At 58.3% G+C, this 12,100-nt stretch carries 15 protein-coding genes; 7 read left to right on the top strand and 8 right to left on the bottom strand.

The features are described 5' to 3' along the window. The first annotated feature begins 74 nt into the window (after window positions 1-74). Complete coding sequence (locus KUF73_RS25990) at window positions 75-233, top strand: hypothetical protein (protein ID WP_371135558.1); 159 nt, start codon at window positions 75-77, stop codon at window positions 231-233. A gap of 126 nt (window positions 234-359) precedes the next feature. Here the strand turns inward: KUF73_RS25990 and KUF73_RS25985 are convergent, their stop codons facing one another. After that, a complete protein-coding gene (locus tag KUF73_RS25985) occupies window positions 360-1,109 on the bottom strand; it encodes a TerC family protein (protein ID WP_218440850.1) in 750 nt (249 codons plus the stop codon). Window positions 1,110-1,138: 29 nt separating this feature from the next. After that, complete coding sequence (locus KUF73_RS25980; RefSeq protein WP_218440849.1) at window positions 1,139-1,381, bottom strand: hypothetical protein; 243 nt, start codon at window positions 1,379-1,381, stop codon at window positions 1,139-1,141. A gap of 270 nt (window positions 1,382-1,651) precedes the next feature. Here KUF73_RS25980 and nhaR point away from each other — a divergent pair, with 270 nt between their 5' ends. Next, on the top strand, window positions 1,652-2,551 hold the full coding sequence (nhaR, locus tag KUF73_RS25975) for a transcriptional activator NhaR (protein ID WP_218440848.1): 900 nt from the start codon (window positions 1,652-1,654) through the stop codon (window positions 2,549-2,551). A 4-nt stretch (window positions 2,552-2,555) separates the two neighbouring features. Here nhaR and KUF73_RS25970 read toward each other — a convergent pair whose 3' ends face one another. Continuing rightward, the gene (locus KUF73_RS25970) at window positions 2,556-3,710 is read right to left on the bottom strand and encodes an MFS transporter (RefSeq protein ID WP_218440847.1); all 1,155 of its coding nucleotides are present in this window, start codon (window positions 3,708-3,710) and stop codon (window positions 2,556-2,558) included. 477 nt (window positions 3,711-4,187) lie between these two features. Between KUF73_RS25970 and sstT the strand changes: the two genes are divergently transcribed. Continuing rightward, on the top strand, window positions 4,188-5,420 hold the full coding sequence (sstT, locus tag KUF73_RS25965) for a serine/threonine transporter SstT (protein ID WP_218440846.1): 1,233 nt from the start codon (window positions 4,188-4,190) through the stop codon (window positions 5,418-5,420). Window positions 5,421-5,565: 145 nt separating this feature from the next. Here sstT and KUF73_RS25960 read toward each other — a convergent pair whose 3' ends face one another. Further along, the gene (locus KUF73_RS25960; RefSeq protein ID WP_218440845.1) at window positions 5,566-6,075 is read right to left on the bottom strand and encodes a DUF1993 family protein; all 510 of its coding nucleotides are present in this window, start codon (window positions 6,073-6,075) and stop codon (window positions 5,566-5,568) included. 318 nt (window positions 6,076-6,393) lie between these two features. Between KUF73_RS25960 and KUF73_RS25955 the strand changes: the two genes are divergently transcribed. Next, entirely contained in the window at window positions 6,394-7,041 is a 648-nt protein-coding gene (locus tag KUF73_RS25955; protein WP_218440844.1) for a YceH family protein, read from the top strand. A gap of 99 nt (window positions 7,042-7,140) precedes the next feature. Here the strand turns inward: KUF73_RS25955 and KUF73_RS25950 are convergent, their stop codons facing one another. Continuing rightward, window positions 7,141-7,659: a cupin domain-containing protein gene (locus KUF73_RS25950; RefSeq protein ID WP_218440843.1), complete on the bottom strand. Its 519-nt coding sequence runs from the start codon at window positions 7,657-7,659 to the stop codon at window positions 7,141-7,143. Between the two features lie 66 nt (window positions 7,660-7,725). Then, complete coding sequence (locus KUF73_RS25945) at window positions 7,726-8,544, bottom strand: shikimate 5-dehydrogenase (protein ID WP_218440842.1); 819 nt, start codon at window positions 8,542-8,544, stop codon at window positions 7,726-7,728. Between the two features lie 245 nt (window positions 8,545-8,789). Between KUF73_RS25945 and KUF73_RS25940 the strand changes: the two genes are divergently transcribed. From KUF73_RS25940 to KUF73_RS25930, 3 genes are all read left to right on the top strand, one after another. Further along, window positions 8,790-9,164: a hypothetical protein gene (locus KUF73_RS25940; RefSeq protein ID WP_218440841.1), complete on the top strand. Its 375-nt coding sequence runs from the start codon at window positions 8,790-8,792 to the stop codon at window positions 9,162-9,164. Between the two features lie 226 nt (window positions 9,165-9,390). Further along, window positions 9,391-9,585 carry a hypothetical protein gene (locus tag KUF73_RS25935; protein WP_034149937.1) on the top strand — a complete coding sequence of 65 codons (195 nt, stop codon included), beginning with the start codon at window positions 9,391-9,393 and terminating at the stop codon, window positions 9,583-9,585. A 115-nt stretch (window positions 9,586-9,700) separates the two neighbouring features. Further along, window positions 9,701-9,892, top strand: coding sequence for a hypothetical protein (locus tag KUF73_RS25930; protein WP_218440892.1), 192 nt, complete (start codon window positions 9,701-9,703; stop codon window positions 9,890-9,892). Here KUF73_RS25930 and KUF73_RS25925 read toward each other — a convergent pair. Together KUF73_RS25925 and KUF73_RS25920 are read right to left on the bottom strand one after the other, a co-directional pair. Next, entirely contained in the window at window positions 9,889-10,950 is a 1,062-nt protein-coding gene (locus KUF73_RS25925; RefSeq protein WP_218440840.1) for an AI-2E family transporter, read from the bottom strand. The two genes, KUF73_RS25930 and KUF73_RS25925, sit on opposite strands and share 4 nt — an antisense overlap. 223 nt (window positions 10,951-11,173) lie before the next feature. Continuing rightward, window positions 11,174-12,037 carry a LysR family transcriptional regulator gene (locus KUF73_RS25920; protein WP_218440839.1) on the bottom strand — a complete coding sequence of 288 codons (864 nt, stop codon included), beginning with the start codon at window positions 12,035-12,037 and terminating at the stop codon, window positions 11,174-11,176. Between the last annotated feature and the right edge of the window lie 63 nt (window positions 12,038-12,100).

The following is a 12,100-nucleotide window of genomic DNA, read 5'->3' as shown; positions in this document are numbered from 1 at the left end:
CAGCGACTAGACTGACACCTGCAAGCTGTATCCGCCCGCCGCAGGGCAAAGAGGAGGCAACGATGAGCCTGACAATGATAATCGTGATGTTGATTTCCGGCTGGCTGGCCGTTGCCACCGCCATGTTATGGGGAGTTTTGCGTATTGCCCGTCGCCACCACCCTCATCACCACCCCGCCCAGCCGCTAAAACCCGCCACGACACCAGACCACCACGCCAGCGCCCAAGTCTGAATTCGATCCCCTGTAGGGCTGCCGAGTGCAACGAGGCTGCGATCTTTTGACTTTGATTTTTTAAAAACAAAATCAAAAATTCGCAGCCTCGTTGCACTCGACAGCTCCTACAGGGATTCAGGGCGGTCAGGCGGTCGTTTCTACCCGCTTCTGCCGGGCCCGGCGGGACATCATGTTCAACACCTCGATCGCCGCCGAGAAAGCCATGGCGGCATAGACGTAGCCTTTCGGTACGTGGGCGCCGAAGCCTTCAGCGATCAACGTCATGCCGATCATGATCAGGAAGCCCAGAGCCAGCATTACCACCGTCGGGTTGTCGTTGATGAACTTGGCCAGCGGATCAGCCGCCAGCAACATCACCAGCACCGACACCACTACCGCGATAATCATGATCGGCAAATGCTCGGTCATGCCCACAGCGGTAATGATGCTGTCGATAGAGAACACCATGTCCAGCATCAGGATCTGCCCGATGGCGGCGGCAAAGCCCAAAGTCACGGTCGAGGTAGCCGACTTCGGATCTTCCGGTGCCGGGTCCATGCTGTGATGGATTTCCGTGGTCGCCTTCCACAACAGGAACAGGCCACCGGCGATCAGGATCATGTCTTTCCAGGAGAACGCATGGCCGAGAATCTCGATCACCGGAGCAGTCAACTGGACGATAAACGCAATGGTGCTCAGCAAGCCGAGACGCAGGATCAGCGCCATGCCGATACCGATGCGGCGTGCTTTCTGCCGGTGCTGCTCAGGCAGTTTATTGGTCAGGATCGAGATGAAGATCAGGTTATCGATGCCGAGCACGATTTCCATCACTATCAGAGTGGCCAGGGCGACCCATGCGGTGGGGCTGGCGGCTAGTTGTAAAAGGTAGTCCATGGGTCAGTCCTGACTCGTTTGAATTCGGTTTAGATTTCCTGGGACGAAGATTCGGTTTTTTCCGCGTCTTTATCCGATGGTTCTTTTTTGCTGACCAGCCCGCCAGCGGCGTCACTGAGGGCTTGCTCGGCGGCTTTGTGGGTGTCGTCGATTGCCTGCTTGGCACTTTCGGCAGCCTTGCCCATCAGTTGCTGAGCGCTTTTTTCAGCCTGGTCGCAACCGGCCAATACCAGTAAAGACGTGAACAGCAGCGCCGTGGTTTTAAGCTTCATGATGCCTCCCTCGATAGAACGAACGGGACCAACACGATGGCCCGTTGATAGCGACGCATTCTAGGGAGGCAAACACTTCAGGAAAATTCGTATTTTTACAGTATATACTTCGGTTTTTACGAATCCAGACAACCCACTTCATGTAGGTGCTGTCGAGTGCAACGAGGCTGCGATCTTTTGATTTTGATTTTTTAAAAACAAGATCGAGAGATCGCAGCCTCGTTGCACTCGACAGCTCCTACACGCTCCTACACAGGGGATACAAGCAACATGTTGAATTACCGGCAGTTGCATTATTTTTGGGTAGTGGCCAAGACCGGCAGCATCGTGCGCGCCTGTGAACAACTGAACCTGACACCACAAACCATCAGCGGGCAGATTTCGTTGCTGGAACAAACCTATGGCATTGAGCTGTTTCGGCGGGTTGGCCGGCAACTGGAACTCACCGAAGCCGGCCGCCAGGCCCTGCCCTATGCCGAACAGATGTTTCAGCTAGGCGGCGAACTGGAGTTGATGTTGCGTGCGCAACCCAATGAACAGCAGATTCTGTTCCGCGTGGGCGTGGCCGACGTGGTGCCCAAGTCCATCGTCTATCGACTGATCGCGCCGACCATGGAATTGAGCGAACCACTGCGCATCACCTGTCGCGAGGACAAACTCGAACGCCTGCTTGCCGACCTGGCCATCCAGCGCCTGGACCTGGTGATATCCGACAGCCCGATGCCGTCGCACCTCGACATCAAGGGTTACAGTCAGAAACTCGGTGAATGCGGGATCAGCTTTTTCGCCACCGCCGAACTGGCAACACTCTACGGCCAGGACTTTCCCCGCAACTTGAAAGGCGCGCCGCTGTTGATTCCGGGGCCGGAAACCGTGGTGCGTAGCCGCTTGCAGCGTTGGTTTGCCGAACAGCAGATCCAGCCGCGCATCGTTGGCGAGTTCGACGACAGCGCCTTGATGCAGGCCTTTGGGCAATCCGGCAGCGGGATATTCATCGGCCCCAGCGTGATCGCCGATGAAGTGAAACGCCAATATGGCGTGGAGGTGATTGGCCAGACCGACGCGGTGACGGAGTCGTTCTACGCCATTTCAGTGGAACGCAAGGTCAAGCACCCTGGCATTGTCGCCATTACCGAAGGTGCCCGGCGCGAGCTGTTTACCGAACTGTGATGCCTCAGGCGCAGACTTCACGCGGTTTGAACGTCATCAACGCGATGGCCAAAAGGATCGAAGCCAGGATAAAACCAGCCGCCGCGAAACCCAGGCCTTGCAGGCCAACGCTGTCGATCACCCGACCGCCAATCATGGCACCGAGGCCAATCCCGAGGTTGGCCCCGGCGATGTTCAGCGATGCGGCGAACGCCGGGGCCTCGGGCGCGGCTTTCATCAAGCGCACATGGCTGACCAGGAACAGTGCGGCCTGGGTCACGCCCCAGATGCCCATCGCCGCCGCCAGACCGAGCGGCGAATGAATGTTCGGCACCAACGCCACCAGGCCGGCAATCATGAAGGCGCAGAACATCATCGAAGCAATCAGCGGGTGACGATCCACCGCGCGACCTCCCAGCGAGTTGCCGATCAGCCCGACCGCGCCGAAGCCCATCAAGCACCAGCCAACCACCGTACCGTCGAATCCGGCCAGCCGTTCAAGGATGTCCGCCAGATAGGTGTAGGCGGTGAACATGCCGCTGAACACCACAATCGACAGCACCACATGGCCGACCATCAATGGGCTGCGCAGGATCTTGAACTGCGAACGCAAGCTCACCTGATGCTGGTGCAGGCTGGTTTTCGGCAGGTAGACAAACAACAACAACGCCTTGGCGAACGCGATGAACGCGAGAATGCCAAAGGCACTGCGCCAGCCGAATGCGTCGGAAATCAGCGTGCCCACCGGAATGCCGAACACCGTGGCGCAGACGATGCCGAAGCCGATCTTGGCGATGGCGCGTCCGGCATAATCCGGCCCGACGATGTCCACCGCCGTTTCACTGGCCAGCGCCCAGAACACCGGTAAGCCCAGCGCGGGAATCAACCGGGCAATTGCCATGACCCAGATGTTCGGTGCGAACGCCGCAAGGGTGTTGGCCAGGCCGAACATGATCAATATCGTGATGAACAGCTTGCGACGCTCGAAGCGGGCGAAGTACGCGGTGAGGAATGGCCCGAACGCGGCGACGGTGAAGGCAAACAGGGTCACCAGCAGGCCCGCTTGCGGGATGCTGACTTCGAGGTCACGGGCAATGGCCGGCAACAGGCCGACGATGATGAATTCCGTGGTCAGCACCGTGAAACCGGCGGCGGACAACAGCAGAATGGGCAACAGCATGCAGAACTCCAGAAAAACGACGACACCAGCGATAGCCCGGAGGCCCACTGGCAGAACATGAAGATGAGGATGGCGAATCTTAACAGAGTGTTTCCGGACGCGGTTGCACGAACCTGCAAATCGCGTTGAACACACGGGTGGCAGATCGTCACAGGTCTGAAAGACAAGGCCTACGCTGTGATAAAGTCCGCGCCCTGAAAAACGTACACCCTGTGGTTAATGCCGATCGGCCAAGCCGAGACACTGAACCTGTGGCGAGGGAGCCTGCTCCCGCTGGGCAGCGAAGCGGCCCCAACAAATGGGCCTGGTGCGCAGTCCAGCGGGAGCAAGCTCCCTCGCCACAGATTGGTTCAGCACAGGTAGATCCCTTGGCTGATCGGCATCACACCTCCTTCACGGTTTCCTGCCTGCAGCCTGCCCTGTTTGTTGCTGCACTCCTGCGAAACCCTGCACATAAAAAATCAGAGATGCCGTTTTATGACAGCCTCACCCCCTTCTCTACTGCAACGCCTGAAACGCACCAGTCTGGTTACGCAAATCATCATCGGCCTGATCGCCGGTATTGCCTTGGCCCTCTTCGCACCTGAAGTGGCGAAGTCCACGGCGTTTATCGGCAAGGTCTTCGTGTCCGCATTGAAAGCAGTCGCGCCGATTTTGGTGTTTGTATTGGTCATGGCCTCGATCGCCAACCACAAGCACGGCCAGGAAACCCATATCCGACCGATTCTGTTCCTGTATTTGCTGGGCACCTTCGCCGCTGCGGTGGTCGCCGTGATTGCAAGCATGATGTTCCCATCGAATCTGGTGTTGTCCACCCAGGATGTTGCGGTTACCGCGCCGGGTGGTATCGGCGAGGTTCTGCAAAGCCTGCTGCTCAGCGTCGTCGACAACCCGGTCAGTGCGTTGATGAACGCCAACTTCATCGGCATCCTCGCCTGGGCCATCGGCATGGGCATCGCCATTCGTCACGCCGGCGACACCACCCGCGAAGTGCTGGGTGACCTGTCCAACGGCGTGACCGTGATTGTGCGCCTGGTGATTCGCTTCGCACCGCTGGGCATCTTCGGCCTGGTGGCTTCGACCCTGGCCACCTCGGGTTTCGGCGCGTTGATCGGCTATGCGCATCTGCTGGCCGTGCTGTTGGGCTGCATGCTGTTCGTGGCGCTGGTGATGAACCCGCTCATCGTCTTCTGGAAACTGCGCCGCAACCCGTACCCGCTGGTACTGACCTGCTTGCGTGAGAGTGGCATTACTGCGTTCTTCACCCGCAGCTCGGCGGCGAACATTCCGGTCAACCTGGAGTTGAGCAAGCGTTTGGGCCTGCATGAGGACACCTACTCGGTATCGATCCCGCTCGGTGCGACCATCAATATGGCCGGTGCGGCGATCACCATCACCGTGCTGAGTCTGGCGGCGGTGCATACCCTGGGCATCGCCGTGGATATTCCGACCGCCATTCTGCTGAGCGTTGTCGCGGCGATTTGTGCCTGTGGCGCCTCGGGTGTGGCCGGTGGTTCGCTGTTGCTGATTCCACTGGCGTGTAGCCTGTTTGGCATCCCGAGTGAGATCGCCATGCAGGTGGTCGCGGTTGGTTTCATCATTGGTGTGTTGCAGGATTCGGCGGAAACCGCGCTGAATTCGTCCACCGATGTGCTGTTCACAGCAGCGGCTTGCCTGGGTGAAGAACAGAAAGCCCAACGATTGGCTTAAAAAGATCAAAAGATCGCAGCCTTCGGCAGCTCCTACATTGGAATGCGTTCTCCTGTGGGAGCTGCCGCAGGCTGCGATCTTTTGATTCTCATGAAAAAGCCCGCCAAGGCGCAAACCTTGGCGGGCTTTTTTGTACCTGGGCGGTTTAGAACGCGCCCATGAAATCGCGCTTGCCGACTTCCACACCGTTGTGACGCAGCAGTGCGTAAGCGGTGGTGACGTGGAAGAAGAATTGCGGCAGGCCGTAGCTCAGCAGGTAAGCCTGGCCACTGAAGCGTTTCTCTTTAGGCGTGCCCGGACGGGTCACGATCTCGATACCTTCCTTGCCATTGATCTGCTCTGGCTTGATCTCGCCGATGTAAGCCAGAACCTTGTTCAACAGCGCTTGCAGCTCGGCGAAGGTGGTTTCGGTGTCTTCGTACTTCGGCACTTCAACTTCGGCCAGACGCGAAGAAACGCCCTTGGCGAAATCAACGGCGATCTGCACCTGACGCACCAGTGGGAACATGTCGGGGTACAGACGGGCTTGCAGGAAAGCGTTCGGATCGATGTTCTTGGCCGTGGCGTGGGCTTCGGCCTTGTTCAGCACATCGCTCAGGGCGTTGAGCATTTGCTTGAAAACAGGAACGGAAGCGTCGTACAGGGAAATGGTCATGGCAGTCTCGTGTGGAGGGAACGTGGGTCATGTGCATCTGTAGAAGCGAGCCTGCTCGCGATGGACGTTAACGAACGCGTCCAGTCTGGATGAACGCGTTGCGCCTGAGTTCATCGCGAGCAAGCTCGATCCTGCAGGTGATCGGCTTTGGAACGTGGGCCGATTATAGCCATGCGCGCCCCTCCCGAAACGGCTCTTTTTTATCCGTTCAGCAATGTTTCAGAACATGAGCAACGAATTCTATTGCCATTGGCGCATGGCGATCTAAAGTGCCTCCACACCAGAGAACATCATGAATCCGGGTAAGGACGCAGAGCCATGAATACTGAGCAAGAACAGACTTTCGACGAACCGCGCCTGAACAGCACGGAAATCCGCATTCTGGGCTCCTTGATCGAAAAGCAGGCCACCAGCCCGGAAACCTACCCGCTGACCCTCAACGCGCTGGTGATTGCCTGCAATCAGAAAACCAGCCGCGAACCGGTGATGAACTTGACCCAGGGCCAGGTCGGTCAGAGCCTGCGCGCTCTCGAAGGACGCGGCTTCACCAAACTGGTGATGGGCAGCCGTGCAGATCGCTGGGAGCATAAGGTCGACAAGGCACTGGAGCTGGTGCCGGCGCAGGTGATTCTGGCGGGGCTGCTGTTTTTGCGCGGTCCGCAGACGGTCAATGAATTGCTGACGCGCAGCGGCCGCATGCATGACTTCGAAGATGCCGAACAGGTGGTGCATCAGCTGGAGCGCCTGATTGCTCGGGGGCTGGCACTGCTGATCCCGCGCCAGGCGGGTCAGCGTGAAGACCGCTATATGCATGCCTTGGGCGATCCGGCGGACATCGAGGTGATCCTAGCGGCACGGCAAAACCCGGTGGAGCGTGGCGGCGGTAGCGGTGTTTCCGTGGAGCGGATAGAAGAGCTTGAAGCGCGGATTGCGGCGCTGGAAGAGCGATTGGCACGTTTGGAATAGTCCTGTAGGAGCTGCCGCAGGCTGCGATCTTTTGATCTTGAAAAACAACATCAAAAGATCGCAGCCTGCGCCAGCTCCTACAGGGGTTTTGCGGTGATTTTATTCACCGTCCCAGTAATCCACCCCATCAGCCTGCCGGGCAACCGCGACGAACCCCGAAGCATTGCCGTCGGCATCCACCTTGAAGTCGTCCATCACCGCATATTTTCCGGAATCCGGGTATTCACAAATTTCCGGTGACTGCTGGGTGCTGACCGCCAGGTAACGCAACTCTGTGGTGCTGGTATTGATGATCTGATGTGCCGCTTCAGGACCGCCCGGCGGGCAGGCGATCACGTCACCGGCACGGATCGGGAAACGTTCGGCGCCGAGACGCACTTCGCCTTCCCCGGCCACCACGTAGAACATCTCTTCGTTGACCCGATGGCTGTGAAACGGGCTGCCACGCATACCCGGCTCCAGGGCGTACAACCGATAACCGAGCTTCTGCGCGCCCAGTTGCTGGCCAATGCGTGCCTGACGCTGTTGATAGCGCCCGGCCGTTTCGCCGGTCGGGGCAAAAGCCTCGGGTAACGGTTCGAGTTTGACCTTATCCAGATTGAGAATGCGCGGATGCATGAAAACCTCGGTCACGGTGTTTGGTGACAGTGTAGGAGCTGCCGCAGGCTGCGATCTTTAGCGACTTCAGCCGCGCGCAAACGCCACCGCTTTCTGAAACTGCTCGTCAGTCGGTCGTACACCGGTGTAAAGCACAAACTGCTCCAGCGCCTGGATCGCGATCACTTCCAGCCCGGTGATGACTTGCTTGCCTTCAGCACGGGCGCGCACGATCAGCGGCGTTTCCGAGGGAATCGCCACCACATCAAAGACAATCGCTGCTGCATCAATGGCGTCTGCATCGAACGCCAGTTGATCAGCCTCCGCGCCGCCGTTCATGCCGATCGGCGTTACGTTGATCAACATGTGTGGGCGCTGCGGGCCCAATTCTGCTTGCCATGAGTAGCCCAGCACTTCAGCCAGGGCTTGGCCAGCGCGCTCGTTCCGGGCCAGGATCAGGCCTTTTTTGTAACCGCCATCGCGCAGGGCACTGGCCACGGCCTTGGCCATCCCGCCGCTGCCGCGCAGGGCGAAGGTGGTGTCCTTGGGCACGGCGTGGGCTTCCAGCAACTGGGCAATGGCGATGTAGTCAGTGTTATAGGCCTTGAGATGGCCGTCGGTGTTGACGATGGTGTTGATCGACTGAATAGCGGAGGCCGAGGCATCCAGCTCATCGACCAGGGCAATGCAGGCTTCCTTGAAAGGCATCGACACGCCGCACCCACGAATGCCCAGGGCGCGAATACCGCCGACGGCACCGGGCAGATCCTGGCTGCTGAAGGCTTTGTAATAGAAATTCAGCCCCAGTTGTTCATACAGATGATTGTGAAATCGCAAGCCGAAGTTGCCGGGGCGCCCGGAGAGGGACATGCACAGCTGGGTGTCTCTGTTGGGATTCATCTGCACGTGAAGCTCCTACTTTTTACACTTTCGGATGGACGGGATTAGCCAGCCCATCGTGTTCTGTTCGATCATATTCCCAAGCCTGCACGCGGCATCAAGCGACCGTAAGCAAGCCGGTACAGACCTTACACAAAATTTACCTAGCGTCTGTGCTGATTTTCAAAAAAACGCTGTCTTAGAAGTATCCCCGCGACATCCTTGGGTCTATTGCAGATCCAAGCGCCGGGTTGAAGAACCGAGGAATTATCATGATCCGCAAAATCCCCACAGTTGCCTTGCTGATTGGTGCTCTGGCTATCGCAGGCCAGGCGCAAGCCCATGGTGGTGGTGGCAATTATTGGCAAGGCCCGGCGGTTTTTGGCGCGCTCGTCGGCTCTGCGATTATTGGCTCGGCGATCATCGAAAGTAACCGCCCGGTCTACGCCGCGCCCCCACCGGTTTACGTCCAGCAGCAGCCGGTTTATGCCGCGCCGCCGCCACCGGTTTATTACCAGCCGGCGCCGGTATATGTGCAACAACCTGTCTATTACGGCCCGCCTCCGGTTTATTACGGTCCACCGCGTGGTTACTACGGCCCGCCACGCGGCTACTACGGCCCTCCCCACGGTTATGGCCGCTGGTAACAACCGCATCTAGCCCCGCCTCGCCCGCGGGGCTTTTTTGTGGCCGTTCGTCGACACAGGTCTGGATACCTCTCGCCAGTGTCGCTATCGGGACAGTTTCTGCAATTGAAGTTGGCAAGATTGACTCACTGGTCGCTTTGGGGGCGACCGTCATGTTTATGTCATATCAGGCCCGCAAGCTTGGGCCTGTCCGCCAACACAGGTTGAAAACAACAAGGACGACCTCATGCCCACGCAAAACCCGCACCGCATTGTCGGCCTGTGCACTTCCAGCAAGGTGTACAACGCCCTGACCGAACTCAAACATCTGGAAGGCCACCGCAGCGCCAAGTTCCTCTCGCTGCTGACGCAAAACCTGGTGCGCAAAGGCCTGCTCAATGAGCAGGAAGTGGTGCATATGCTCGATCAGGTGGTCGACTGACCGACAGACGGTTCGTTGGCCCCAATCGCATCAATGACCACTATCGAAAAGGGTGATTATCGGAAAAATCGCCGCGACCTTAAGGTAGCTCCATAGATCGATGGAGGTCCTTATGATGTCTCAAGTTCAGATTATGTCCGTTATCGGCAGCGCCGTTCCCGCCCCTCTTAGAGAGCTGGGATTGCTCGCTTGCTGGTATTTGGTCAAGGACGGCGAACAGATCAGTGGTCCGCTCACCTCACTTCCGGCCGCCAAGGCGCTCTCCCAGCGGATCGGTACAGACCAGGCAGGCAAACTCAGCGCCTAAGGCAACTGAACCCGCGGTTTGGTTTCGATGAAAATGGCCCAACTCGACATGAACAGGGCAGCAATCAACGGGCCGATGACGAAGCCGTTAAGGCCAAAAATCGCCAGGCCGCCGAGGGTCGAGATCAGGATCAGATAGTCCGGCATCTTGGTATCCTTGCCCACCAGGATTGGCCGCAGCACGTTGTCGACCAGGCCAATCACGAAAACCCCGAACAGCCCCAGCACAACGCCCTGCCAGATGGCCCCGGTAAACAGGAAAAACGCCGCCACAGGTGCCCAGACAATCCCCGCGCCCACTGCTGGCAACAGCGACAGAAACGCCATCAACACCGCCCAGAGCAAAGCACTGGGGATGTCCAGAAACCAGAAAATCAAACCGCCTAATGCCCCCTGCGTGATCGCTACCAGCAGGTTGCCCTTCACGGTGGCCCGCACCACGCGATTGAATTTCAGTTGCAGACGGCGTTTCTGGTGTTCCTGCAGCGGTACAGCAGAGCGAACCTTACGTGCCAGTTCCGCGCCATCCCGCAGAAAAAAGAACAGCAGATAGAGCATGATGAAAAAACTCACCACAAAATCGAACGTGCCCTGACCGACACTGAAGACCTGCGTGGCGACAAACTCGTTGCCTGTCACCGCACTCTTGATGATTTTCTCCCGCAGCCCGTTCAATTCGCCCACCCCGAAGCGGTCCAGCAAGTGCTGGAAGTACGGCGGCAGGCTGTGCTTAAAATGCGTCACATACCCTGCAATGTCCAGCTCGCCACTTTCGATGCTCTTGTAAACAGCAGCCCCCTCCTGAACCAGCAAGACACTGAGGATGATCACCGGCAGGATCGCGATCACCAGACAAATGCTCAGGGTGAGCAGCGATGTCACATTGCGTTGCCAGCCGAACTTCAATTGCATCCGCCGCTGTAGAGGCGCAAAGAGGATGCCGAGAATCACCGCCCAGAACACCGCCCCGTAAAACGGCAGCAGAATCCAGATGAAGGCGACACTCACCAGTCCCAGCAAAATCGACAGCGATTTATCCTGTAGCGTCTCTTCGTTCATGTCCGATCCATGTCAGTCCGCCATAACGCAAAAGTTGCGCCCTGACGCCTTAGGCCGCCACGGTGATCGCAAGTGCCATCCGGTTGTTCATCAAGCATAGATGCAGATAAACAAACCCTCGGGCTAACACTTACCCCTGTAGGAGCTGCCGTAGGTTGCGAGCTTTTGATTGTGCTTTTTTCAAGATCAAAAAATCGCAGCCTTCGGCAACGCCTACAGAGGCTCAGGCGAATTCTTCGCGCAACATCGCCACAAACGCCTCTCGCGCCGGGTGAACGCCGGCATTTTCGTGCCAGTAAAACAGGTTTTCGATGGCGGTCAGCTCCGGGAACTCATAACCGACACAACCGGCGCCTTTGGCGTATTGATCGAACACGCCTTTGGGCACCAACGCCACGCCGGCCCCGGCGCTGACGCAACCGACAATCGCGCCGTAACTGGCCAGGCTGACAATCGGCAGCGCTTGCCCTTGGCGTAATAACCAATGCTCCAGCGCCGCCCGGTACGGACAACCTTGAGGCCACATGAACAGTGTCTTGTCGTGCAAATCCGTGATGTCGCGCACCAGCCCCAACGATGTCGAAGCAATCAATAGAAGGTCTTCGCGGTACATCGGTGTGCGTTTGAGGTGCGAGCGCTCGACATCCACGGCGACGATGGCGCCGTCGAGCCGATGGTTGAGCGTGTCATCCAGCAACTGGCCCCAGGTGCCGGTGGTCAGCTCCAGCGCCACCGCCGGGAAGCGCTTGTGGAATTTCGCCAGCAGGCGCGGCAGGCGCCCGGTGGCCGAGGACTCGATGGCACCAATGCGCAACGGCCCGGACGGCTCGGCCGAAGGGTCTACTGCTCGTTTGGCCTCTGCGGTCAGGGCCAGGATTTTCGAGGCATAGGCCAGAAACGTCTGGCCCGACGGGCTGATGCGCAAACCGCGACCTTCGCGCAGAAACAGCGCGACACCCAGCTCCGCTTCCAGCGACTTGATCCGTGCCGTGATGTTTGACGGCACGCAATGCAGCATTTCGGCGGCACGGGCAATGCTGCCTTCCTCGGCCACGGTCTTGAACATGCGAATCTGCGACAACTCCATACATCACCCAAAGTGAACAGTTGGCGCAGTATAAGTCAGTTGTGGAGAACGATCCGGTTTCTG

It is taken from the genome of Pseudomonas sp. PD9R (genome assembly GCF_019200975.1).
In the GTDB taxonomy this organism is placed as follows: Bacteria; Pseudomonadota; Gammaproteobacteria; order Pseudomonadales; family Pseudomonadaceae; genus Aquipseudomonas.
Note: the sequence above shows the minus strand (reverse complement) of the source record. Positions and strands in the feature narration are given on the sequence as shown.

What these genes read in the sequence shown, in the direction of transcription:
- KUF73_RS25990 (WP_371135558.1), top strand. Translation starts at nt 75, where the DNA reads ATGATAATCGTGATGTTGATTTCCGGCTGGCTGGCCGTTGCCACCGCC.
- KUF73_RS25985 (WP_218440850.1), bottom strand. Translation starts at nt 1,109, where the DNA reads ATGGACTACCTTTTACAACTAGCCGCCAGCCCCACCGCATGGGTCGCC.
- KUF73_RS25980 (WP_218440849.1), bottom strand. Translation starts at nt 1,381, where the DNA reads ATGAAGCTTAAAACCACGGCGCTGCTGTTCACGTCTTTACTGGTATTG.
- nhaR (WP_218440848.1), top strand. Translation starts at nt 1,652, where the DNA reads ATGTTGAATTACCGGCAGTTGCATTATTTTTGGGTAGTGGCCAAGACC.
- KUF73_RS25970 (WP_218440847.1), bottom strand. Translation starts at nt 3,710, where the DNA reads ATGCTGTTGCCCATTCTGCTGTTGTCCGCCGCCGGTTTCACGGTGCTG.
- sstT (WP_218440846.1), top strand. Translation starts at nt 4,188, where the DNA reads ATGACAGCCTCACCCCCTTCTCTACTGCAACGCCTGAAACGCACCAGT.
- KUF73_RS25960 (WP_218440845.1), bottom strand. Translation starts at nt 6,075, where the DNA reads ATGACCATTTCCCTGTACGACGCTTCCGTTCCTGTTTTCAAGCAAATG.
- KUF73_RS25955 (WP_218440844.1), top strand. Translation starts at nt 6,394, where the DNA reads ATGAATACTGAGCAAGAACAGACTTTCGACGAACCGCGCCTGAACAGC.
- KUF73_RS25950 (WP_218440843.1), bottom strand. Translation starts at nt 7,659, where the DNA reads ATGCATCCGCGCATTCTCAATCTGGATAAGGTCAAACTCGAACCGTTA.
- KUF73_RS25940 (WP_218440841.1), top strand. Translation starts at nt 8,790, where the DNA reads ATGATCCGCAAAATCCCCACAGTTGCCTTGCTGATTGGTGCTCTGGCT.
- KUF73_RS25935 (WP_034149937.1), top strand. Translation starts at nt 9,391, where the DNA reads ATGCCCACGCAAAACCCGCACCGCATTGTCGGCCTGTGCACTTCCAGC.
- KUF73_RS25930 (WP_218440892.1), top strand. Translation starts at nt 9,701, where the DNA reads ATGTCTCAAGTTCAGATTATGTCCGTTATCGGCAGCGCCGTTCCCGCC.
- KUF73_RS25925 (WP_218440840.1), bottom strand. Translation starts at nt 10,950, where the DNA reads ATGAACGAAGAGACGCTACAGGATAAATCGCTGTCGATTTTGCTGGGA.
- KUF73_RS25920 (WP_218440839.1), bottom strand. Translation starts at nt 12,037, where the DNA reads ATGGAGTTGTCGCAGATTCGCATGTTCAAGACCGTGGCCGAGGAAGGC.